Origin of the sequence: Phenylobacterium sp. RIFCSPHIGHO2_01_FULL_69_31, from assembly GCF_001824475.1 — a bacterium.
Taxonomy (GTDB): domain Bacteria; phylum Pseudomonadota; class Alphaproteobacteria; order Caulobacterales; family Caulobacteraceae; genus Phenylobacterium.
This window is the reverse complement of sequence record NZ_MHXN01000003.1, coordinates 7,850-29,102: the sequence shown is the minus strand read 5'-3', so window position 1 is coordinate 29,102 and position 21,253 is coordinate 7,850. Positions and strand designations below refer to the sequence as shown.

Here is a 21,253-nt window from a genome sequence, read left to right as displayed (position 1 = left end):
GATGACGTCACCAGCCCTGCGCGAGATCGCGCCCGCCCTCCTAACCCTGCTGCTCTGCGGGGTCGCGACAGGCGCGATCGCCCAGACGGCCGCGCCGGCGCCTGCGACCGACGCGGCCGCCATCGCGGCGGACCAGGAGGCCGGCGCGACGGTGGGGGAGGTGACCGTCACCGCCCGGCGGCGGCAGGAGACGGTGCAGTCGGTCCCGCTGGCGATCTCGGTGATCGGGGCGGACAAGGTGGACGCGACCGGCGCGTTCAACGTCGGCCGCCTACAGCAGCTCACGCCGACCCTGCAGTACTATTCGTCGAACCCGCGCAACACGGCCGTGAATATCCGCGGCCTGGGCGTGCCGTTCGGCCTGACCAGCGACGGCTTCGAGCAGGGCGTCGGGTTCTATGTGGACGACGTCTATAACGCCCGCGTCGCCACGGCGACGTTCGACTTCCTGGACATCTCGCGGATCGAGGTGCTGCGCGGCCCGCAAGGCACGCTCTACGGCAAGAACACCACCGCCGGGGCGGTGAACATCACCACCAACCAGCCGACCTTCGATTTCGAAGGCAAGGCGGAGGTCTCGGTGGGCAACCTTCAGTTCAAGCAGGCGAAGGCGGCGATCTCGGGCCCGCTGACGGACACCATCGCCGCGCGACTGGCCGTTTCGACCACCACCCGCCGCGGGACGATCTACAATGTCACCAGCCGGCAGTACGTGAACGCCCAGGACAATCTCGGCGTCCGCGGTCAGATCCTCTACAGGCCGAGCGACAATCTGGCGGTGACGTTCGCGGCCGACTACAGCAAGCAGGACGCCGAGTGCTGCGCCCAGATCTATGTGCGGACCGGCGCGACCCAGCGGCCGCTGAACCGCCAGTACGCCGCCCTCGCGGCCGCGCAGGGCTATTCGGTCGTCAGCACCAATCCCTTCGACCGCCTCACCGACGTCGACGCCAATCTCAACGCGGGCAACAAGATCGGCGGGGCTTCGGCGCGGGTGGTCTGGAACGTGGGGCCGGGCACGCTGACGTCGATCACCGCCTGGCGCTTCTGGGACTGGAAGCCGGAGAACGACCGCGACTTCCTGGGGCTGTCGATCGTCTCGAAGTCGCAGAACCCGTCGCAGCAGGACCAGTACTCGCAGGAGCTGCGCTACAACTACGCAAACGAGCGGCTCGATCTCGTGGTGGGCGCCTTCGCCTTCAAGCAACGGGTGGACACCCAGGGCGTGGAGCAGCAGGGACCTGCGTCCAGCCGCTGGAACATCACCCCCAGCAACCCGCTTTCGAACGATCCGACCGTCCTGGACGGCCTGGTGGCGCGCAATACGCAATCGCTCAAGAACACCAGCTTCGCCCTGTTCGGCCAGGCGAGTTGGAAGCTGACTGAGGACCTTACGATCCAGCCGGGCGTGCGGCTGAACTACGACAAGAAGGAGGGGTTCTATCAGCGCCTCGTCTTCGACGGGCAGGGGCTTCCCGTCCTGTTGGGCCAGACGGGCGCCCGCCGGGCCGCGCAGCTTGCCGTCTTCACGCCGCAGCTCAGTGCGCCGGAGTTCAGCGACTGGAACTTCAGCTACGACCTGACGGCCAGCTACCGGTTCGCTCGGGACGTGCTGGGCTACGCCACCTACGCCAAGAGCTTCAAGACCGGCGGGGTGAACCAGAACGGCCTGCCGACCGACGCGGCGGGAAACCCGATCCTGGCGGCGGGCGCCATCAAGCCCGAGGACGTGGACCACTACGAGGCGGGCCTGAAGACCCAGTTCTGGGATCGGCGGGCGACCCTCAACCTCTCGGCCTTCCGCACCGACATCAAGGATTACCAGGCCACGGTCACGAACGGTCAGTTGGGCGTCCTGCGGGGCTACCTGGCCAATGCCGGCAAGGTCCGCAGCCAGGGCTTCGAGTTCGACTTCGCCGTCCGGCCCAGCGAACGGTTCAACGCCTATCTCAACGGCGCCTATACCGACGCCACCTACCGCAAGTTCGTGGACGCCCCGTGCCCGCCGGAACTGTCGGGCGGCACGACGGTCGGCGCCGGGCAGACCCCGAGCGCGCCGGGAACGCCTGGCGGCCTCAGCCCGGCCAATTGCGACATCTCGGGCCAGCGACTTCCGGGCGTGTCCAAGTGGAGCCTCTCGTTCGGCGCCGAAATGAATGCGCCGGCGACGTTGCTCGGCAATGAGGGCGAGCTCTACCTGGGCTACGACGGCAGCTACCGGTCGAACTTCTCGTCCAACGCCTCGCCCTCCGCCTACACCTGGGTCGACGGCTATGCGCTTTCCAACTTCCGGGCCGGCTTCCGGACGCCGGAGGGCTTGAACCTCTACGCCTGGGTCCGCAACGCCTTCCACGAGGACTACTTCGAACAGCTCGCCGTGGGCCCCAGCAACACCGGGTTGATCGCCGGCACGCCGGGCGACCCGCAGACCTTCGGCGTAACGCTGAAGGCAGCGTTCTGACCAGGCGGGCGCAGAAAAACTGCGGTCGCCTTCATCTTATTCCTATTTAATCTATGGGGATGATCTGGCTTAGTTGCTGGACCGCTCCGGGAGCCTGCCATGTCGATCGACGAGATACTGAACCGCCGCCGCCTCATCGCCACCGCAGCCGCCGTGGCGGTGGTTCCCGGCTGGGCCAGCGCCGAGTCGGGCAAGTCGCTGACGCTGCTCAACGTCAGCTACGATCCGACGCGCGAGCTCTACAAGGACGTCAACGCCGCCTTCGCCGCCTATTGGAAGTCGCGGACAGGCCAGACCCTGACCCTCAACCAGAGCCACGGCGGCTCGGGCAAGCAGGCCCGGGCGGTCATCGACGGCCTGGAAGCCGACGTCGTCACCCTGGCCCTGGCCTACGACATCGACGAGATCGCCACGCGCGCCAAGCTGCTGCCCGCGAACTGGCAGAGCCGCCTGCGCAACAACTCTGCGCCTTACACCTCGACCATCGTGTTCCTGGTGCGGAAGGGGAATCCGAAGGGCATCCGGGACTGGGGCGACCTGGTCAAGCCGGGCGTCCAGGTGATCACCCCGAACCCCAAGACCTCGGGCGGCGCGCGCTGGAACTACCTGGCCGCCTACGCCTGGGCGCTGAAGCAGCCGGGGGGGACGCCGGCGAAGGCCGAAGCCTATCTGTCGGCCCTGTTCAAGAACGTGCCCGTCCTCGACACCGGCGCGCGGGGATCCACGACGACCTTCGCCGAGCGCGGCCTGGGCGATGTGCTGCTGGCCTGGGAGAACGAAGCCTATCTGTCGCTGGAGGAGTTCGGGCCGAAGTTCGACATCGTCTATCCCAGCCTCTCGATCCTGGCGGAGCCGACGGCGGCCCTGGTGGACAAGAACGTCCAGCGCCACGGTACGCGGGTGGTCGCCACCGGCTACCTGAACTTCCTCTACAGCCCCCTGGCGCAGGATCTGATCGGCAAGCACCATTTCCGGCCGCGCGACCCCAAGGCGCTGGCCAAGTACGGGGCCAAGTTCCGGAAGCTGCCCATGGTGACCATCGATGGCGAGTTCGGCGGGTGGCGAAAGGCCCAGGCGGCGCACTTCGCCGACGGCGGCGTGTTCGACCGCATCTACAGGCGCTAGCGCCGGATGACCGTCGCCGCACTGGCGTCCCCGCCGCGGACGCCTCGCCGTCGCTGGCTGCAGCCCAGCATCCTCCCAGGCTTCCCCTTGGCCATGGGTTGGACCCTCATGTGGCTGGGCCTCGTGGTGGTTCTGCCGCTCACCGCCCTCGTGCTTCGGCCCTGGGAGGTCGGGCTCTCGGGCATCTGGTCGACCCTGACCGAAGACCGGGTGCTGGCCGCGCTGCGCCTCAGCTTCGGCGTGTCGCTCCTGGCGGCGCTGACCAACATCCCGCTGGGCTTGATGACCGCCTGGACGCTCACCCGATACGAGTTCCCGGGCCGACGGGTCATCGACGCGCTCGTCGACCTGCCGTTCGCTCTGCCGACAGCGGTGGCGGGCATCGCGCTCACGGCCATTTATGGCCCCACCGGCGTCCTCGGCGAGCCCCTGGCGAAGCTGGGGATCAAGGCCGCCTACAATCCCATCGGGATCTACATCGCGCTCCTGTTCATCGGCCTGCCGTTCGTCGTGCGTACGGTCCAGCCGGTGCTGCAGGACCTGGACCGGGAGGTGGAGGAGGCCGCCCAGACCCTCGGCGCCACCAACCTGCAGCGCTTTCGCCTCGTGGTGCTTCCAGCCGTCCTGCCGGCGCTGGTCTCGGGCTTCAGCCTGGCCTTCGCGCGGGCGGTCGGCGAGTACGGCAGCGTGATCTTCATCGCCGGCAACATGCCGCTGAAGTCCGAGATCGCCCCGCTGCTGATCGTCATCAAGCTGGAACAGTACGACTACGCCGGCGCCGCCACGGTGGGGCTGGCCATGCTGCTGATCTCCTTCGGCGCGCTGCTGGCGGTCAATGGCCTGCAGCTCGTCCTGGCCCGGCGAGGCCGCGCATGACCCTGCTTCGCCAAGGCTTCGCAGGGCGGGGCCCCCTCGTTCGTCTGCCGGGGCTTGCGCCCCTGTTCCTGGCCCTGACGCTCCTGGTCCTGGGCGTGCTGATCGTGCTGCCGCTGGGCGTGGTTTTCCACCAGGCGTTCGCCCGGGGGCTTGAGGCCTATCTGGAGCCGCTGAAGCAGCCCGACGCCCTGGCCGCGATCCGGCTGACCCTGGTCGTGGCGGCGATCTCCGTGCCGCTGAACGCGGTGTTCGGCGTGGCGGCCGCGTGGGCGGTGGCCAGGTTCGAGTTCCGGGGCAAGAGCCTCCTGGTCACTTTCATCGACCTGCCGTTCTCCATGTCGCCGGTGGTCTCGGGCCTGGTCTGGGTGCTGCTGTTCGGCGCCCAGGGGTGGTTCGGCCCCTGGCTGCAGGACCACGGCGTGAAGATCATCTTCGCCACCACGGGCTTGGTCCTGGCGACCACCCTGGTCACGCTCCCATTCGTCGCCCGCGAACTGATCCCGCTGATGCAGGACCAGGGCGCGGACGAAGAGGCCGCCGCGCTCACCCTGGGCGCCGGCGGCTGGACCACCTTCTTTCGGGTGACGCTGCCGAACATCAAGTGGGCGCTGCTCTATGGCGTCCTTTTGTGCAACGCCCGCGCCATGGGCGAGTTCGGCGCGGTCTCCGTCGTCTCCGGCAGCGTCCGTGGCCTGACCACCACTTTGCCGCTCCACGTCGAGGTGCTCTACAATGACTACGAATTCGTCGGCGCCTTCGCGGCGGCCTCAATCCTGGCCGGCCTCGGGCTCCTCACCCTGGTCCTCAAGACCGTCCTCGAATGGCGTCATTCCGGTGAACTTTCGGCAAGCCGACGACATTAGCGCCCCGACCCCGACCGCCCTTGAGATCAAGGGGATCTCGAAGGCCTTCGGCCGCTTTCCGGCGCTGAAGCAGGTGTCGCTCCAGGCCAAGGACAAGGAATTCCTGGCGCTGCTGGGGCCGTCCGGCTCGGGCAAGACGACGCTGCTGCGCGTGCTGGCCGGGCTGGAGACGCCCGACGCCGGCGAAGTGCGCTTCGCGGGTGAGGACTTCCTGGCCCTGCCGGTGCGTCGCCGGAAGGTCGGGATGGTGTTCCAGCACTACGCCCTGTTCCGGCACATGACCGTGGCACAGAATATCGCGTTCGGGCTGACGGTCCGGAAGCGGGCGGAAAAGCCGGGCAAGGCCGAGATCGCCGACCGCGTGGCGCACCTGCTGCAGCTCGTGCAGCTCGAGGGGCTCGACAAGCGCTACCCCTCCCAGCTCTCGGGCGGCCAGCGGCAGCGCGTGGCCCTCGCGCGGGCGCTGGCGATCGAGCCGCGGATGCTGCTGCTGGACGAGCCGTTCGGCGCCCTCGACGCCCAGGTCCGGCGCGAGCTGCGCCGCTGGCTGCGCGAGCTGCACGACCGGGCGGGCGTCACCACCGTCTTCGTCACGCACGATCAGGAGGAGGCGCTGGACCTGGCTGACCGGGTGGCGATCCTGAAGGACGGCGAGCTGATCCAGCTTGGCACGCCCAACGAGGTCTACGAGCATCCCGCGACGCCTTTCGTCTTCGACTTCCTGGGCCAGGCCTGCCGGCTGCCCGGTGTCGTGGACGGGGGGCGGCTGCGGATCGCCGGCTGGGAGGGCGAGGCGCCGGCCGGCGCGCCCCAGGGCCCGGTCGAGGTGTTCTTCCGGCCCGACGAGGTGGCCTTTGCGCCGCCGGGCGGGACGGGCCTTGCGACCCAGGTGCGCGGCGTCGCCCAGCGCGGTCCGGACGTGCGGATCGACTGTCACGTAGAGGGCGCGCCTATGGAGCTGCAAGCCCACGGGCCCAGCCTGCCGCCGGGCGTCGGTCCGGGGCTGTCGGTGCGGATCACCCCCCTCCGTCCACAGGTTTACGCCGCCGCTTGAATCCAAACGGCTGAGTCGTGCGTTGAGGGGACATGAGCGAACTCACCCGCCGCTTCTGTGTCCATGGCGTCGCTGAGTCGGCGTCCCGCGCCCACCTCATTGAAGGCGTCAGTTTCGAGGACGCAGCCCTGAGTTTCCTGGGCGAGCACCACCCCGTGGCCGACGCCGACAACGAGGTCAGCCTCTACGTCGAGGACCTGGACACCGGCGAGCGCCAGTGCTTCCGCATCGACCCCGAGACCGGCGAAACCGCGCCCTGCGACTAGCCGCCGTTTGCGGCCAGCCAGCGGTCCATCTCCGGCACCCGGTCCCTGATCACGCCCAGACGATAACGGACCGCCGCCTCGGCCTTCTCGACCTCGCCGCGGGTTGAGGCCGGCACGGTGGCCTTGAGCTTCGCGAGCTTGTCCAGCATCGCCGGATCGCGCGAGCCGGTGGCCAGTTGCGCGAAATAGGTGATGCGGCTGGTGGGCTCGAGGAACGCCTCAAGCTTCGCGCGGTTGGCCAAGGCGAAGTCGTACGCCTTGTCCGGGAAGGCCCCGGCGACGGCGGCGATGATGCCGGGGACTTCGGTCGGCTGCGGCTCGCCGCTCAGGGCCAGGGCCAGGGTGCGGTCGGCCAGGGCGGCGTCTTCGCTAGAGCCCAGGTAGCCGTAGAGCCGCGCCCGGTCGGTGGGGTCCTTGGACGCCTTGGCCTTTGCATGGATCGCCTCCCAGGCCGCCGCGTCCGCGTTGGCGGCGACGATGGACAGGACGGTGCTGCGGGCCGCGCCCGAGAGGGTGGCGGGATCCTTCAGCCAGGCGTCGAAGCGGCGGCGCGCCTCGGCCACGGTGGCCGCATCGCCCATCTCGCCGAGCTGGCCCAGCACGGCGCGGCGGGTGACCGCGGCGTTGTCGCTCTCGCCGGGCTTGGCGTCCCAGCCCAGCCGCGCGGCGATGGGCGCCAGTCGGCCGCGGGCAAAGGCGCGATAGGCCGGCTGGCTGGCGCGTCCGCCATATAGCCAGTCGAGGGCGCCGAGCTGGCTGGCCAGCGCGTCCAGCACCACGGGGTCCGCGTCGGCCGGGGCGTTGCGGGCCAGGGCCAGGAAGTCGCTCATGGGCGCGAGGCCGGCCTCGCCGAGGGCCCGGCTGTCGTACAGCAGGCCAAGCTGGTCGGCCGCCGGGAGGCGCGCGAAGGTCGGTGCGAGGCTGGTCCAGAGCGCGGGGGAATAGGCGCTGCGGAAGTAGCCGGTCTGTCCCGCGTTGATGACGGCCGGCGTCGCGGCCGGGACCGTCTTCGGCGTATCGGCGCTGACCACCTCCAGCCAGCGGCCGTTGGCGGCCTCCACCGCCACAGGGGTGCGCCAGGTCTGCGGCGTGCGCTGGCTCGCGTCGACGCCGAAGCGCTCCTGGGTCAGCAAGATCCCGCCGGAAGCCTCCTTGGCCCGGATCAGCGGCACGCCGGGCTGCAGCAGGAAGTCGTGCGCCACGTCGACCACCTTCTTGTCGGGCGCGGCCTGATCCAGGGCGCGCCACAGGTCGTCGCTGACCGCGTTCCGGTAGGCATGGTCGCGGATGTAGTTGCGGACGCCGGCCTTGAAGGCGTCCTCGCCCACATAGGCCTCCAGCATCCGGATCACCGCCTGGCCCTTCTGATAGGTGATGGCGTCGAAGGCGTTGGCGGCGGCGAAGACGTCGGGAATGTCGGCGATCACCGGGTGGGTGCCCGCCCGGCTGTCCAACCGCATGGCGCCCTGCTGGCCGGCCTGGGTCGAGAGCCAGACCTTCCACTCGGGGTGGAAGTGGTCGGTGGCCTTGTTCTCCATCCACGAGGCGAAGCCCTCGTTGAGCCAGAGGTCGTCCCACCACCCCATGGTGACCAGGTTACCGAACCACTGGTGCGCCACCTCGTGGGCCACCACGATGAAGACGTTCTGCCGGTCGGCCTCGGTCGACAGCTTCGGGTCGATCAGCAGAGCGTAGTCGAAGTAGAAGATCGCACCCCAGTTCTCCATGGCCGCGAAGAACTGGCTGTTGCCGGGGCCGGCCACCAGGTCGAGCTTGGGCAGCGGGTAGGGGGTTCCGAACCAGTCCTCGTAGTAGGGCAGCAGCTTCACCGCCGCATCCAGCGCGAACTCGCCCTTGGCCGCGTCGCCCTTGCGGACGATCACGCCGACGTCGGTCTTGCCGACCTGGCGATGGATGCGCTCGAAGTCGCCCAGGGCCATGAAGAGCAGGTAGGAGCTCATCTTCGGGCTGTCGGCGAAGGTGACGGTCTTCATCTTGAGGGCAGAGGCGAAAACGGCCTGCTTTACGGGGGAATGCGACCCCACCGTACCATCGCCGCGCTCGTGATCGCTCGTGACGACGGCGTCGTCATTGCGCTCTGGCATGTTGGAGACGGCCATCTGCTCTTGCGGCGCAACCACCGTGAGCGAGAACACCGCCTTAACCCCCGGCTCGTCCCACATGGGCGCGAAGCGGCGGGCGTCGGAGTTCTCGAACTGGGTGAAGAGCGCGCGGCGCTTGGTCCCGTCCTCGTCCTCGTAGTCGAGGGCGAAGAGGCCCGAGGCCTGCTGGTAGATCTTGCCCGCGTAGTCGATGGAGAGCGTGTACCGGCCGGGCGCCAGCGTCTTCGGAAAGACGAAGGCGGCGGTCTGCTGCTGCTCGTCCAGCACGATCTTCGGGGCCGCGGGCTGGCCGGAGAGGCCGACCTTGCCGAAGGTCAGGTCGGCGGCGTTCAGCACGATCCGGTCGGTGGGCCGAACCACCGTCAGCTCGATCCGGGCCTGGCCGGTGAACGTCAGCTTCGCCGCGTCCGGCGCCACGCGGATGTCGTAGCGATCGGGCCGCACGTCGGTCGGCAGGACGATCCGTGTGGACGCCACCGGCTTCGCCGGCGCGGCGCCGGCGAAGGCAGGGGCGGCCGTCGCCAGGAGGACGGCGGCGACGGCGGCAAGAAATTTCATCGGAGGGGACTCGGGCGGCAAGAATGAAGCGCGCACCATAGGGACGGGCGGCGCCCTTTCCTAGGCGACCCGCCGACCGTTCATCTCATCGCCCGCATCCGTCGGCAGACGCGCGAACCAGAACATCGAGATCATGGTCACCAGCCCCACGATCACGAAGGCCGGCGCCACGGTCTCGACGGTCAGCCGGGTCGCGCCGGCCGTGACCATCAGAAGGTGCAGCAGGCTGGCCGAGAGGCCAATGCCGATGGACTGGACGAGCTGTTGCACCATCGAGGCGGTGGTCGCCGCGCGGCTCATCTCGTCGCTCTCGACGTCGGCATAGGCCAGGCCATTGAGGGCCGTGAACTGCAGCGAGCGGAAGAAGCCGCCGACGCCCAGGACCGCCATGATCGCCCAGTGCGGCCAGTCCGGGCGGAAGAGGGCGTAGGCGACGAAGCTGAGCCCCACGATCACGGCGTTGACCAGCAGCACCGTGCGGAAGCCGAAGCGGCGCAGGATCGGCGGGGCGGTGGTCTTCATCACCAGGGCGCCGACCGCCGAGATGAAGGTCATCAGGCCGGCGGCAAAGGCGCTCATCCCGAACGCCACCTGCAGCAGCATGGCCAGCAGGAATGGGTTGGCGCCCATGGCCACGCGCATGAAGCCGCCGCCGATCACCGAGGCGGTGAAGGTGGGCTTGCGGAAGATGCCGAGCTGGATGACCGCGTGGGGCGTGCGGCCGGCGTGCCAAGCGTAGAGGCCCAGACTGGCGAGGCCGAGCGCAAACAGGCCGGCTACCGCCCACGGGCCCAGGGCTTCGCGGCCCAGGTTCTCGAAGCCGAAAATCAGGGCGGCTAGGCCCAGGCCGGTCAGGACGATGCCCGGGAGGTCTACGGGCGATGGCCCCTGTTCCCGCACCTCGGGCACATGGCGCCAGACCAGGATCAGGCCGATCACTGCGATCGGCAGGTTCATGAAAAAGATCCATCGCCAGTCGGCGAAGGTGACGATGGCGCCGCCGATGACGGGGCCCATCACCGGCCCCAGGAGCGCCGGCATGGTCACCACCGACATGGCGCCCACCAGCTCGCGCTTGGGGGTGGTCCGCAGCAGCACCAGGCGGCCGACCGGCATCAGGGTTGCGCCGGCCGCGCCCTGGAGGAAGCGGAAGAGGATCAGCTGCCAGAGGTCGCCCGCGAAGCCGCAGGCTGCAGAGCCGGCGGCGTAGAGGACGATGGAGCACATGAACACGCGCCGGGCGCCGAAACGGTCGGCCAGCCAGCCCGACAGCGGCAGGAAGATCGCCGCCGACAGCATGTAGACCGTGATCGCCGTGTTGAGCCGCAGGGGCTCGACGTCGAAGGCGCGCGCCATGGCGGGCAGGGCGTTGGTGATGACCGTGGCGTTCAGCGTCTGCATCAGCAAGGCCGAGCCGATGATCGCCGGCACCAGCCAGCCGCGCGTCACGACGGACGCGTCCTTGGGGGCCGAGGCTTCGGGCAGGGCTTCGCCGAGCGGCTCGTCGGTGGGGCTCATGCGTCCACCATGCGGAGCAGGGCGCCGGCGGCCGCCTCGAGCAGGGCGCGATCCTCGGGGGACAGACGGCCGAGGCGGGCGGCCAGCCAGTCGTTGCGCTCGCGCCGGATGATCTCGAGCTTGCGCGTGCCCGCGGGCGTGATCGCGAGGCCGGAGCGGCGGCCGTCCTTGGCGTCGTCGCTGCGGGCGATCAGGCCTTCGGCCTCGAGGCGCTTCACATGGGCGCTCATGGTGGGGCGCGAGATCTTCTCGGCTTCGGCCAGGGCGCTGACCCCGATGCCGGGGTTCTTGGTGATGTGGCCCAGCAAGAGGGCGTCCTGCGCGGACAGCCCTACCTTTTGCGCCTCCAGCCGCAGCCGCCGCGACACCCGCAGCAGGGCGGGCCGCAGGGTTTCAGCGAGGGCGACGATGTCAGGCGGCGTGTCGGGCATGATAGTTAGGTCGCCGAACTATCTAGTTTGCGTGGGCGTTGTGTGCAACCGCCGACTTGACTGGTCTCTCAGCTCTTGTATTTAACGCATCCGTTATTTAACGAGTGAGATAAATGACGCCGTCCGCCGATCCGCTCAGCGCCACCTTCGCCGCCCTGGCCGATCCGACGCGCCGGGCGATCCTGGCTCGGCTCAGCGAGGGTGAGGCGACGGTGCGCGAACTGGCGGCGCCTTTCGACATCAGCCTGCCGGCCGTCTCGCGCCACCTGAAGGTGCTGCAGAACGCCGGCCTGATCTCCCAGGGGCGCGAGGCCCAGTGGCGTCCTTGCCGCCTGGAAACGCGGGCGCTGCGCGAGGCGGACGGCTGGATCGGGGCCTATCGGCGTCTCTGGGACGCCGGGTTCGAGCGGATGGACGCCTACCTGGCGCAGATTCAGAAGGAGGAGCGCGATGGCGAGTAGGGCCCTGGCCGACAATGAACTGCTGATCGAGAGGACCTTCGCCGCCCCGGCCCGCCTGGTGTTCGACATGTGGGCGGACCGCAGCCACTTCATGCGCTGGCTGGGGCCGGTCGGCTTCACCTGCACCGCGGCGGAGCTGGACTTCCGGGAGGGCGGCGACTGGAGCGCCACCATGGTCTCCGACCAGTACGGCGAGTCCCGAATGGCCGGCCGCTACCTCGAGATCGAGCCGGGCCGCCGGATCGTGATGACGTTCCGCTGGGTGCACGATGCGTCGCACCCGGAGACGGTCATCACGCTGATCTTCACCGAGAGGGACGGCAAGACCGTCCAGCTCTTCCATCAGACGCCCTTCCGCGACGTTGCGAGCCGCGACAGCCATATCGGAGGCTGGAGCGAGGCCTTCGATCGCGAGCTGGCCTATGCCGAGGGCGTGACACAGGAGCCTCTGCCATGATCACCCTCTATTCGTACCGCTGGGTCCCAGACTTCGCCCGCGGCCTGGTGCGCGACCTGCGCGTGCGCTGGGCGCTGGAAGAGGTGGGGCTGGACTATCAGGAGTGGCTGATCGGGCTGGGCGATGACCAGAACAGCCCCGCCTACCGGGCCTGCCAGCCCTATGGCCAAGTGCCGGCCTACGAGGAGGGGGGGCTGGTGCTGTTCGAGTCCGGCGCCATCGTCCTGCACATCGGCGAGAAGAGCGAGGCGCTGCTGCCCGCGGAACCGAAAGCCCGGGCCCGGGCGATCTGCTGGCTGTTCTCCGCGCTCAATACCATCGAGCCGCCCATCCAGCGGTTGGCGGAGGTCGACCTCTTTCACGCCGAGGAGGCCTGGGCGCAGGCGATGCGGCCGGAGGCGGAGGTGTGGGTGAAGAAGCGGCTCTCCGAACTGGCCGCCGCGCTGGGCGACAAGCCCTATCTGGAGGGCGAGTTCACCATCGGCGACCTGATGATGGCGACGGTGCTGCAGATCCTGCGGCACACCGACCTGGTGGCGGGCGAGCCGCGGCTGCAGGCCTATCTCGAGCGGTGCGAAGCGCGCCCGGCCTTCCAGCGCGCGCTGCGCGACCAACTCGCCAGCTTCGAGGACCAGGCGGCCTGAGCCGCCTGGTCTCCGGGCCTAGAGGACGCCCAGCATCTCGGCCACGAGGGGGTGGCGAACGATGTCGCGGTCGTGCAGGCGCACCACCGAGATGTTGCCGACCTCTTCCAGCTTGCGGGCCACAGGCCCGAGGCCCGAGAACTCCGGCAGCAGGTCCGACTGATCGGGGTCGCCCGTGACCACCATGGTCGAGTGCCAGCCCAGGCGGGTCAGCAGCATCTTGAGCTGGGTGTAGGTGCAGTTCTGCGCCTCGTCGATTACCACGAAGGCGTTGTTCAGCGTCCGCCCGCGCATGAAGCCCACGGGCGCGATCTCGATGGCGCCTTCGCTCATCAGCGCCCGGACCCGCTTCATGGAGAGCCGGTCGGACAGGGCGTCGTAGAGCGGCCGCAGGTAGGGGGCGAGCTTGTCCTCGGCGTCGCCGGGCAGGAAGCCGATGGACTCCCCGGCCTCGACCGCCGGGCGGGACAGCACGATGCGGCCGACGCGGCCCGCTTCCAGGGCTTCCACGGCCTTGGCGATGGCGAGGTAGGTCTTGCCGGTGCCGGCCGGGCCCAGGGCCAGGACCAGGTTCTTGGCGTCGATGGCGTCGATCAGTTCCTGCTGGCCCGGCGACTTGGCCTTGATGGTCTTCAGATAGGCCTGCTCGCGGTCGTCGTTGTGGTGCTGCAACGGCGACCAGCCCCTGTCGACCGGAAGCCTGCGGATTTTATCGTCCCCCTGGAATTGACCGGCGTCGAACGCGCCTTCGCGCACTTGTCGCTTCAGAGCCCGCTTGCTCATAAGGCCTCCTCAGGGGGCAAGAAAAAAGGGCGTCCCACATGGGAGCGCCCTTCGAATGATTGGAAACGTAGGATGCGGCGGCGTGCAGGCCGGGCGCGAAAGGATCCCGGAGGTCCTTCGCCATCTGCGGGTCCGGGCGAAACGGCCCGATGGAACAACAGACTCAGCGCCATCCACCCCGTCCAGCGCGAGAACACGAAGGCGGAAACCTCCGCGGCGATCTCTCGGGGGCTTTCGCCCCTTCGAATCGCATCACTAGAATGATCCTAACGTCCTTTAGGATCCGTTAAACAGCCCCACGGGCCAAGAAATGAGGTGCGGCATTGAGTGTCTACAACTTGGGCAATGTGACACCTGAGCTACCAAACGATGACGAATACTGGATCGCGCCGACCGCCGCCGTTATGGGCAACGTGATTCTCAAGAAGAACGCCTCGGTCTGGTGGGGCGCCACCCTGCGCGGCGACAACGACCCGATCGTCATCGGCGAAGGCTCGAACGTTCAGGACGGCAGCGTCCTGCACACCGACCACGGATCGCCCCTGACGCTCGGCGCCAACGTCACCGTCGGCCACCTCGTCATGCTCCACGGCTGCACCATCGGCGACGGCAGCCTGGTGGGCATCGGCTCCATCGTCCTGAACGGCGCGAAGATCGGGAAGAACTGCCTGATCGGCGCCAACTGCCTGATCACCGAGGGCAAGGAAATCCCGGACAACTCCCTCGTCATGGGCGCGCCGGGCAAGGTGATCCGAGAGCTCAGCCCCGAGCAGGCCGCCCGCGTGGCCCTGGGCGCCGCGCACTACGTGGAGAACTGGAAGCGCTACAAGCGCGAGCTGTCGCTGGTCTCTTGACGTCCCTAGCGTCGCCCTCCGACGGTCCGCGCAAACGGGAGGACGCCATGGCGTACGAATTCATCAAGGTCGACCGCGAAGGTCCGGTGACGATCTTCACCCTGAACCGGCCCGACGTCATGAACGCCATGCACTCGCCGGCGCACTTCGAGATGCACGAGGCGCTGGACGCCTTCGCGGCCGATCCCGACCAATGGGTGGGCATCGTCACCGGCGCGGGCGACCGCGCGTTCTCGGCCGGCAACGACCTGAAATACCAGGCCGGCGGCGGGGCGCTGAAGAGCCCGCCGTCGGGGTTTGCGGGCCTGACCTCCCGCTTCGACCTGACCAAGCCTTTGATCGCGGCCGTCAACGGCGTGGCCATGGGCGGCGGATTCGAGATCGCCCTGGCCTGCGACATCATCGTGGCCTCGGAGGCCGCCGTCTTCGCCCTGCCGGAGCCGCGGGTGGGCCTGGCCGCCCTGGCCGGGGGGCTGCACCGCCTGCCGCGGGCGATCGGGACCAAGCGGGCCATGGGCATGATCCTGACCGCCCGCCGCGTGTCGGCCGCCGAGGGCAAGGAGCTGGGGTTCGTGCACGAGGTGACCGCGCCGCAGGACCTGATGCGCACCGCCCGGGAACTCGCCAAGTCGATCTGCGAGCTCGGCCCGATGTCGATCCGCGCCTCGAAGCAGGCGGTCTACCAAGGCCTGGACGAGCCCAGCCTGGAGGCGGCGCTGAAGGGCCAGAACAAGTACCCGGCCGTGGCGGCGCTCTACACATCGGAGGACTTCAAGGAGGGCCCGCTGGCGTTCGCCCAGAAGCGCCCGCCGCAGTGGAAGGGGCGGTAGGCGGCTAGACTCAACGGCTGTCTCTTATCGCCCCGCAATATTGCCGCTCCCCGGCAATCCCGTCACATTCCGCGCGGGTAACGGGGGCGTATCATGGTGGATCTGGAGGCGGTGGGCGGCGCGGCGACCGGCGGGCTGATCGCCGGCGCGTTCGAGAAGCCGACCGGCAGGGCCGGGGAGCCTCACAATGCCTGCGCCGACTGCGGCACGGTCACGGTCGGAAAGTTCTGCCACAACTGCGGCAACGCCGCTCACGTCCACCGGACGCTGCTGCACCTGGGCGAGGAGCTGCTGCACGGGGTGATGCACTTCGACAGCCGCACCTGGCGCACCTTGCCGCTGCTGGTGTTCCGCCCCGGCCGGCTGACCCGCGGATGGTGCGAAGGCAAGCGGACCCGCTACGTCTCGCCGCTGGCGGTCTTCCTGTTCACGATCTTCGTCATGTTCATGCTGCTGAGCTATGCGCCTAAGCCGGAGGAGGGGAGCACGGTGGGCCGACAGGCGGTGGCTACCGCCGACCTCGCGCGCAGGAACAGCGAGCTCGCCGAGGCCCGCGCCGCGCTGAAAGAGGCGCCACCGGAGGCTCGCGCCGCAGCCGAGGCGGCCGTGACGCTCGCCCAGGCGAACGTCGACGCGGCAAGGTCCCGGATCGGCAACACCCCCAAGGCCGCCGAAGTCGACGGCTGGCAGGAGGAGCTCAGCAAGGACGCGGCCTCCGGCCAGCTGGGTTTTTCCACCGGCAGCAAGAAGCTGGACGAGAAGCTGCAGCACAAGTTCGAGAACCCCGAGCTGGCGCTCTACAAGCTGCAGCAGACCTTCTACAAATTCTCGTTCCTGCTGATCCCGATCTCGATCCCGTTCGTGGCCCTGCTGTTCCTGTGGAAGCGGGGTTTCACGCTCTACGACCACGGGGTCTTCGTTCTCTATTCGCTGACCTTCATGTCGCTGCTGATCATGCTGGTGGCGATCGCCGGCCGCATCGGCGGCCTGACGGCGGCAATCGCCTATGGCGTGACCCCGTTCATCATCCCGGCGCACATGTTCTACCAGCTGAAGGGCGCCTACGGCCTCAGCGGCTTCTCCGCCCTCTGGCGCACCACCTTCCTGCTGATCTTCTGCTCGATCGCGCTGTCGTTCTTCCTCCTGGCCATCCTCTGGCTCAACATGGCCTGAAGTCGCGGCAATGGTGACGCCTGCGTCATCTTTTTGCGCGGGCCACCTTGTGTCCCCCCGCGGCCTTTGCCACGGTGCCGCCAACTAAACACGGTTCAGGGGGAGGGCGGCTGTTGGACCGCTACGATTACATCATCATCGGCGCCGGCTCGGCCGGCTGCGTGCTGGCCAACCGCCTGACCGAGGACGGGACCAAAACGGTCCTGCTGCTGGAGGCCGGCGGCAAGGACGGCTCGCTGATGGTCAAGATGCCGGCCGGGGTCGGCACGCTGATCCAGAAGCAGGGCGCCTACAACTGGGGCTTCTGGACCGAGGCCGAGCCGAACCTGAACGACCGCAAGCTGTGGTGGCCCCGCGGCAAGGGCTGGGGCGGCTCCTCGTCGATCAACGGCATGATCTACATCCGCGGCCACGCCCGCGACTACGATCAGTGGCGCCAGATGGGCCTCGGCGGCTGGGGCTATGCGGACGTGCTGCCGTACTTCAAGCGCTCCGAAAGCCTCGAGGGCGGCGGCGATCCCTGGCACGGCGGCGACGGGCCGCTGAAGGTCTCCAAGGCCTCGTCCCCCAACCCGATCTACAAGGCGACCATCGAGGCCGGCGGCCAGGCCGGCTATCCGCTGACCAGCGACTTCAACGGCTTCCAGCAGGAAGGCTGGGGCCCCTACCAGCTCACCATCCATGACGGCGAACGGTGGAGCGCCGCGCGCGGCTACCTGCACCCGGCGCTGGGGCGGCCCAATCTCACCGCGCTCACCGGCGCCCGCACCACGAAGATCGTCATCGAGAACGGCCGCGCCACGGGCGTGGAGATCCAGGAGGCCAAGGGCGGCCGCCGCGTGATCCATGCCAACGCCGAGGTGATCTTGTCGGCTGGCGCGGTCCAGTCGCCGCACATCCTCCAGCTTTCGGGCATCGGCGATCCGGACGAGCTGACCAAGCACGGCATCCCGGTGGTGCATGAGCTGAAGGGCGTCGGCGCCAACCTGCAGGACCACCTGGACGTCTGCCTGTCGTGGGAGTGCCCCCAGCCGATCACCCTCTATTCCCTGCGCAAGGGCCTGATCAAAACCCTGAGCGTCGGCCTCTCCTACATGCTGTTCAAGAAGGGGGTCGGTCGCTCGCAGTTCCTCGAGTCCGGGGCCTTCCTGCGTTCGCGGCCCGACCTAGACCGGCCGGACCTGCAGATCCACACCGTGCTCGCCATCATGCAGGACCACGGCAAGGTGCAGGTGGCCAAGGACGGCTTCACCTTCCACGTTTGTCAGTTGAGACCCGAGAGCCGCGGCCGCGTCGGCCTGAAGTCCGCCGACCCGATGGACGACCCGGCCATCTTCGCCAACTACCTCGCCACCGAAGAAGACCGCCGCGCGCTGCGCGAGGGTGTGAAGATGATGCGCGAGGTGGCCAAGCAGCCGGCGCTGAAGCCCTACATCTGCGCCGAATACGCCCCCGGCCCAGCGGTCCAGACGGACGCCGAGATCGACGCCTGGATCCGCAAGAGCGCCGAGACCATCTACCACCCGGTCGGCACCTGCCGCATGGGCGCGCCCGGCGACGCCATGGCCGTGGTCGACGGCGACTGCCGCGTGCAGGGGCTGCAGGGGCTTCGCGTGGTCGACGCCTCGGTCATGCCGACCCTGGTGGGCGGCAACACCAACGCCCCCACCATCATGATCGCCGAAAAGATCTCCGACGCCATCCGCGGCAAGGCCTTCCTGCCGCCGGACGACGCGCCGGTCTACGGAGACAACCAGCGGGCGGCATAGGGGGCAACGGCGCCTAAAAGGCGCGCCGCACGCCCAGCGTGATCTGTCGATAGTCGTAGGTGGCGCCTGCGCCGACCGGCGTATTGCTGTAGGCGACGGCCCCCTCCACGCTCCATCCCGCCTTGGCGGGGGGGCTCGAGACCTGAGCGCTGAGCGAACGCGCCGGACGCCACTTTCCAGCGGTCTGACGCTGGGCGCCCAGTCCGGCGGCCACCACGTAGCGCCATCCGCCTGTGCGACGGCGGAGCTGCAGTGTCGGGGTGACCTGCACGAAGTTGCGCGGCGAGAAATAGTCGAATTCGCCAGGGTGCGAACTGTGGAAGTAGCGAGCGCGAAGCTGCGCGGTGAGCCCCCACTCGGGACGAAGCGATCGCACGTAGTTCAGGCGTAAGTGGGTTCGGAGGTTTCTTCCGGTGAACTCCTGCGCTGCCACAACGACGCTAGCGCTGTCGCGCGCGCCCAGCGGAACATCGAACGCTCCGCCGACGAAGGTGTAGTAGACGCCGCGTTCGAGGCCCTGAGGTGTCTCGATGATCTCCCGCTCTAGGAAATACTCTTGGCGGAAGCGGCCCTCGTTGTGGACGGTAAGGGCGCCCAGAGGCTCCGCGCCGTCCGTGCCGACCTGCCCGTTCCAGGTCCAGCCGGCAGCAGCCTCGCCGAACCGATAGTAGATTCGCCAGTCCGTCTGCGCATCCTCGCCCAGAGGCTTGAAGGTCGCCTTCTCGAGTCGCAAGCCCGAGAGATCATCTGGGCCGAAGTTCCGCCAGTCGACACTCACGCCGAGCTTGCGAACTTCCGTGTCCTCGGCGTCCGACGACGCGAAGACATCGACGCCCATGGACGGGGACGGCGACGGTCCTTCGGCCGCCGCCTGGGCACACAACACAAGGCTGGCAGCCAGGCCGAGGGCTGGACGGATCATTTGGTGCCCCATGTCTTGCGGAGCCCCATGACCTCCGACGCATAGCCGAGGACCGACACCGGTTGGACGAGAAGATTGTAGGCGAAGGCGTAGAACAGGAACCCACCGACGTTGCGCCGGACGACCAGGTGCTCATGCGCGAAGGTCCGCCGCTGGATGCGAAAGATGAATAGGTTCCAGGCTGCGGCGAGCGGCAGGATGGCCAGGGTTGCCGGTCCGACAATGTAGAATTGTCCGAAGACGGCGAGGATGAGACCTGGGATGAACACGAAGGTGTAGACCACGTCCATCGGCGGGAAGCACAGGTTCCACCATATGAACACGGTGCGCAGATGCCGCCGGAACAACAGCTCCTTGTGAGCCTTGAACGCCTCCATCAAGCCGCGCGACCACCGCTGTCGCTGCCGCGCGAACTGTCGGAGGCTTGTCGGAGCGTTGGTGAAGCAGAGCGCGTCCTCCGCGTAGCCGATCCGACCTTCACGCTTGAGGATGCCCCACGAGACGACGATGTCCTCGCCGACGCACGGCGGCCATCCTCCGGCAGCCTCCAGGGCCGCGCGGCGATAGATCGAGAAGGCGCCTTGCGCCACGAGCGTGCCATGAAACATGCTCTGCATGCGTTTCACGGCCGCGATGCCGTGGAAGTAGTCCCACTCCTGCGACCTGGTAAGCAGGTTGATCCGCGAGTTGCGGACCATGACGGCGCCGGCTACCGCCTGCGTCTCGGGCGGATCGGACATCAGACGTTCGACAAGGTGTCGCAGACCGTCGGCGTGGATCCAGGAATCGCCATCGACGGTGACGATCAGATCGTGCTTCGCCAATGCCAGTCCGCGGTTGAGCACAGCCGCTTTGCCGGCGTTCTGCGGGTAGCGCACCAACCGGGCAGTACACCGGCCGGGGAAGGCGAGGGTGACGATGGCTTCGCCGACGATCTGCGCCGTAGCGTCCGTCGAGCCGTCGTCCAGCACCAGGATCTCAGTTTCGCCAGGGTAGTCCTGTAGCCTTAGGCTCTTGAGCGTATCGGCGATCGCCCCGGCCTCGTTGAACGCGGCGACCAGAATGCTCACCGGGGGATACTGGGCAGGTTTGATCCGCTCCGGCCGACGGTCGAAGGCCAATGTGGCGAACAGAAACGCATTCATGAAGCCGGGGACGTAGGCGATGAAGGCGATCGAGATGACCGCAAAGGCCGGTGCGGTGGCGGCCGACAGGTCGCGAAGCCAAGGGACCGACAGCCACACGCTTATGCCCGTCCAGCTCACGGCGATCGAAAGCGCGGCGGTGAACTTGATCGGAATCGTGTGGACGCGCCTTGTCCGCTGCGGCGCGTCCCGGCGTACCGCCGCCTGACGGTCCGTTGGTGGTTCCGAGGCAAGGAGCATCGACGCGGCGCCCGGAGTGGGCGGTGCGGCGGTTTCGGTCTTACTCATGTATTAACCAAATAAACTGGGCCCCGGCGAGCGGGGCGGGCGAGCTCTCACGGCCTCACACAACTGACATTGATGACTATCAAATCTGTGAGTCGTCGCACTGTCCGGACCCAAAATGAGTAACGAGGTCCAAAGATCAAAAAACCCCTAGTTGTGACTGGCATCTCTACGCGGGAATTCGCGCAATGCGTAGGCTCGAGGCAAGGCACACTCTCACTCCTGTTGGCATCGACCGTTGCTGCGGGGAACCGGCCTGGGAACGGCCCGTTCGCCAAGCGAGGAGCTAAGCGATGTCGGTGAAAGACGATCTGTTCCAAGTCGAGCAGGGGTTCTGGCTTGCCGGCAAGGACCACTTCCGGCAGCACGTGGACGAGTCCTGCCTGCTGGCCTTTCCGCAGGCGGGCGAGATGCACGGAATCTTCTCCAACCAGCAGGTGGCCGAAACCGTCACCTCGCCGACGCGCTGGCGTGACCTGACCATGAGCAACCGGCTGCTGCTCGAGGTGACCGACGATGTGGCGGTCATCAGCTACCGGGCGGACGTCACCCGCGCGGACGGCGAACCCTATTCAGCCCTGATCAGCTCGGGCTACGTCCGGCGCGACGGCGGCTGGAAGCTGGCTTTTCACCAGCACTCGCCGGTCTAGCGGCG

Annotated in this window: 20 protein-coding genes; 14 read left to right on the top strand and 6 right to left on the bottom strand. The window is 68.2% G+C overall.

Features of this window, described 5'->3' with window-relative positions:
* The first annotated feature begins 1 nt into the window (after nt 1).
* From A2790_RS00400 to A2790_RS00375, 6 genes are all read left to right on the top strand, one after another.
* Nucleotides 2-2,461: a TonB-dependent receptor gene (locus A2790_RS00400; protein WP_293386733.1), complete on the top strand. Its 2,460-nt coding sequence runs from the start codon at nt 2-4 to the stop codon at nt 2,459-2,461.
* Nucleotides 2,462-2,560: 99 nt separating this feature from the next.
* A complete protein-coding gene (locus tag A2790_RS00395; protein WP_293386732.1) occupies nt 2,561-3,586 on the top strand; it encodes a sulfate ABC transporter substrate-binding protein in 1,026 nt (341 codons plus the stop codon).
* Between the two features lie 6 nt (nt 3,587-3,592).
* Entirely contained in the window at nt 3,593-4,462 is an 870-nt protein-coding gene (cysT, locus tag A2790_RS00390) for a sulfate ABC transporter permease subunit CysT (protein WP_293386731.1), read from the top strand.
* On the top strand, nt 4,459-5,325 hold the full coding sequence (cysW, locus tag A2790_RS00385) for a sulfate ABC transporter permease subunit CysW (RefSeq protein WP_293386730.1): 867 nt from the start codon (nt 4,459-4,461) through the stop codon (nt 5,323-5,325). Before cysT ends, cysW begins: the two co-directional genes overlap by 4 nt.
* Complete coding sequence (locus A2790_RS00380) at nt 5,297-6,379, top strand: sulfate/molybdate ABC transporter ATP-binding protein (protein WP_293386729.1); 1,083 nt, start codon at nt 5,297-5,299, stop codon at nt 6,377-6,379. Before cysW ends, A2790_RS00380 begins: the two co-directional genes overlap by 29 nt.
* A 32-nt stretch (nt 6,380-6,411) precedes the next feature.
* A complete protein-coding gene (locus tag A2790_RS00375) occupies nt 6,412-6,645 on the top strand; it encodes a DUF5961 family protein (protein WP_293386728.1) in 234 nt (77 codons plus the stop codon).
* Here the strand turns inward: A2790_RS00375 and A2790_RS00370 are convergent.
* From A2790_RS00370 to A2790_RS00360, 3 genes are read right to left on the bottom strand one after another with little or no spacing between them, the layout of a single operon-like run.
* Entirely contained in the window at nt 6,642-9,326 is a 2,685-nt protein-coding gene (locus tag A2790_RS00370; protein WP_293386727.1) for a M1 family metallopeptidase, read from the bottom strand. The two genes, A2790_RS00375 and A2790_RS00370, sit on opposite strands and share 4 nt — an antisense overlap.
* A gap of 60 nt (nt 9,327-9,386) precedes the next feature.
* The gene (locus A2790_RS00365; protein WP_293386726.1) at nt 9,387-10,844 is read right to left on the bottom strand and encodes an MFS transporter; all 1,458 of its coding nucleotides are present in this window, start codon (nt 10,842-10,844) and stop codon (nt 9,387-9,389) included.
* Nucleotides 10,841-11,275 carry a MarR family transcriptional regulator gene (locus tag A2790_RS00360; protein WP_293386725.1) on the bottom strand — a complete coding sequence of 145 codons (435 nt, stop codon included), beginning with the start codon at nt 11,273-11,275 and terminating at the stop codon, nt 10,841-10,843. The genes A2790_RS00365 and A2790_RS00360 overlap by 4 nt, the downstream gene beginning before the upstream one ends.
* 113 nt (nt 11,276-11,388) lie before the next feature.
* On the opposite strand from A2790_RS00360, the gene A2790_RS00355 reads away from it, so the two are divergent.
* Genes A2790_RS00355 through A2790_RS00345 form a run of 3 tightly spaced genes read left to right on the top strand, consistent with a single transcriptional unit; the run spans nt 11,389 to nt 12,837 of the window.
* Nucleotides 11,389-11,736, top strand: coding sequence for a metalloregulator ArsR/SmtB family transcription factor (locus A2790_RS00355; protein ID WP_293386724.1), 348 nt, complete (start codon nt 11,389-11,391; stop codon nt 11,734-11,736).
* The gene (locus A2790_RS00350; protein WP_293386723.1) at nt 11,726-12,193 is read left to right on the top strand and encodes an SRPBCC domain-containing protein; all 468 of its coding nucleotides are present in this window, start codon (nt 11,726-11,728) and stop codon (nt 12,191-12,193) included. The genes A2790_RS00355 and A2790_RS00350 overlap by 11 nt, the downstream gene beginning before the upstream one ends.
* A complete protein-coding gene (locus A2790_RS00345) occupies nt 12,190-12,837 on the top strand; it encodes a glutathione S-transferase family protein (RefSeq protein WP_293386722.1) in 648 nt (215 codons plus the stop codon). The genes A2790_RS00350 and A2790_RS00345 overlap by 4 nt, the downstream gene beginning before the upstream one ends.
* An 18-nt stretch (nt 12,838-12,855) precedes the next feature.
* Here the strand turns inward: A2790_RS00345 and A2790_RS00340 are convergent, their stop codons facing one another.
* Complete coding sequence (locus tag A2790_RS00340) at nt 12,856-13,620, bottom strand: PhoH family protein (RefSeq protein ID WP_068877092.1); 765 nt, start codon at nt 13,618-13,620, stop codon at nt 12,856-12,858.
* A 323-nt stretch (nt 13,621-13,943) separates the two neighbouring features.
* Here A2790_RS00340 and A2790_RS00335 point away from each other — a divergent pair, with 323 nt between their 5' ends.
* The 4 genes from A2790_RS00335 to A2790_RS00320 all read left to right on the top strand — a co-directional run bounded on the left by A2790_RS00335 (nt 13,944) and on the right by A2790_RS00320 (nt 18,246).
* Nucleotides 13,944-14,474 (top strand): gamma carbonic anhydrase family protein, encoded by a 531-nt coding sequence (locus A2790_RS00335; protein WP_293386721.1) that lies wholly within the window; start codon nt 13,944-13,946, stop codon nt 14,472-14,474.
* Nucleotides 14,475-14,521: 47 nt separating this feature from the next.
* The gene (locus tag A2790_RS00330; protein WP_293386720.1) at nt 14,522-15,304 is read left to right on the top strand and encodes an enoyl-CoA hydratase-related protein; all 783 of its coding nucleotides are present in this window, start codon (nt 14,522-14,524) and stop codon (nt 15,302-15,304) included.
* 93 nt (nt 15,305-15,397) lie between these two features.
* Nucleotides 15,398-16,477 carry a DUF3667 domain-containing protein gene (locus A2790_RS00325; protein ID WP_293386719.1) on the top strand — a complete coding sequence of 360 codons (1,080 nt, stop codon included), beginning with the start codon at nt 15,398-15,400 and terminating at the stop codon, nt 16,475-16,477.
* A 113-nt stretch (nt 16,478-16,590) separates the two neighbouring features.
* Nucleotides 16,591-18,246 (top strand): choline dehydrogenase, encoded by a 1,656-nt coding sequence (locus tag A2790_RS00320; RefSeq protein WP_293386718.1) that lies wholly within the window; start codon nt 16,591-16,593, stop codon nt 18,244-18,246.
* Nucleotides 18,247-18,259: 13 nt separating this feature from the next.
* On the opposite strand, the gene A2790_RS00315 is transcribed toward A2790_RS00320, so the two are convergent.
* The gene (locus tag A2790_RS00315) at nt 18,260-19,084 is read right to left on the bottom strand and encodes a hypothetical protein (RefSeq protein ID WP_293386717.1); all 825 of its coding nucleotides are present in this window, start codon (nt 19,082-19,084) and stop codon (nt 18,260-18,262) included.
* An 80-nt stretch (nt 19,085-19,164) separates the two neighbouring features.
* Nucleotides 19,165-20,601 carry a glycosyltransferase gene (locus A2790_RS00310; protein WP_293386716.1) on the bottom strand — a complete coding sequence of 479 codons (1,437 nt, stop codon included), beginning with the start codon at nt 20,599-20,601 and terminating at the stop codon, nt 19,165-19,167.
* 290 nt (nt 20,602-20,891) lie between these two features.
* On the opposite strand from A2790_RS00310, the gene A2790_RS00305 reads away from it, so the two are divergent.
* Nucleotides 20,892-21,248, top strand: coding sequence for a hypothetical protein (locus tag A2790_RS00305; protein WP_293386715.1), 357 nt, complete (start codon nt 20,892-20,894; stop codon nt 21,246-21,248).
* The last annotated feature ends 5 nt before the right edge of the window (nt 21,249-21,253 follow it).

What these genes read in the sequence shown, in the direction of transcription:
- A2790_RS00400 (WP_293386733.1), top strand. Translation starts at nt 2, where the DNA reads ATGACGTCACCAGCCCTGCGCGAGATCGCGCCCGCCCTCCTAACCCTG.
- A2790_RS00395 (WP_293386732.1), top strand. Translation starts at nt 2,561, where the DNA reads ATGTCGATCGACGAGATACTGAACCGCCGCCGCCTCATCGCCACCGCA.
- cysT (WP_293386731.1), top strand. Translation starts at nt 3,593, where the DNA reads ATGACCGTCGCCGCACTGGCGTCCCCGCCGCGGACGCCTCGCCGTCGC.
- cysW (WP_293386730.1), top strand. Translation starts at nt 4,459, where the DNA reads ATGACCCTGCTTCGCCAAGGCTTCGCAGGGCGGGGCCCCCTCGTTCGT.
- A2790_RS00375 (WP_293386728.1), top strand. Translation starts at nt 6,412, where the DNA reads ATGAGCGAACTCACCCGCCGCTTCTGTGTCCATGGCGTCGCTGAGTCG.
- A2790_RS00370 (WP_293386727.1), bottom strand. Translation starts at nt 9,326, where the DNA reads ATGAAATTTCTTGCCGCCGTCGCCGCCGTCCTCCTGGCGACGGCCGCC.
- A2790_RS00365 (WP_293386726.1), bottom strand. Translation starts at nt 10,844, where the DNA reads ATGAGCCCCACCGACGAGCCGCTCGGCGAAGCCCTGCCCGAAGCCTCG.
- A2790_RS00360 (WP_293386725.1), bottom strand. Translation starts at nt 11,275, where the DNA reads ATGCCCGACACGCCGCCTGACATCGTCGCCCTCGCTGAAACCCTGCGG.
- A2790_RS00355 (WP_293386724.1), top strand. Translation starts at nt 11,389, where the DNA reads ATGACGCCGTCCGCCGATCCGCTCAGCGCCACCTTCGCCGCCCTGGCC.
- A2790_RS00350 (WP_293386723.1), top strand. Translation starts at nt 11,726, where the DNA reads ATGGCGAGTAGGGCCCTGGCCGACAATGAACTGCTGATCGAGAGGACC.
- A2790_RS00345 (WP_293386722.1), top strand. Translation starts at nt 12,190, where the DNA reads ATGATCACCCTCTATTCGTACCGCTGGGTCCCAGACTTCGCCCGCGGC.
- A2790_RS00340 (WP_068877092.1), bottom strand. Translation starts at nt 13,620, where the DNA reads ATGAGCAAGCGGGCTCTGAAGCGACAAGTGCGCGAAGGCGCGTTCGAC.
- A2790_RS00330 (WP_293386720.1), top strand. Translation starts at nt 14,522, where the DNA reads ATGGCGTACGAATTCATCAAGGTCGACCGCGAAGGTCCGGTGACGATC.
- A2790_RS00325 (WP_293386719.1), top strand. Translation starts at nt 15,398, where the DNA reads ATGGTGGATCTGGAGGCGGTGGGCGGCGCGGCGACCGGCGGGCTGATC.
- A2790_RS00315 (WP_293386717.1), bottom strand. Translation starts at nt 19,084, where the DNA reads ATGGGCGTCGATGTCTTCGCGTCGTCGGACGCCGAGGACACGGAAGTT.
- A2790_RS00310 (WP_293386716.1), bottom strand. Translation starts at nt 20,601, where the DNA reads ATGAGTAAGACCGAAACCGCCGCACCGCCCACTCCGGGCGCCGCGTCG.
- A2790_RS00305 (WP_293386715.1), top strand. Translation starts at nt 20,892, where the DNA reads ATGTCGGTGAAAGACGATCTGTTCCAAGTCGAGCAGGGGTTCTGGCTT.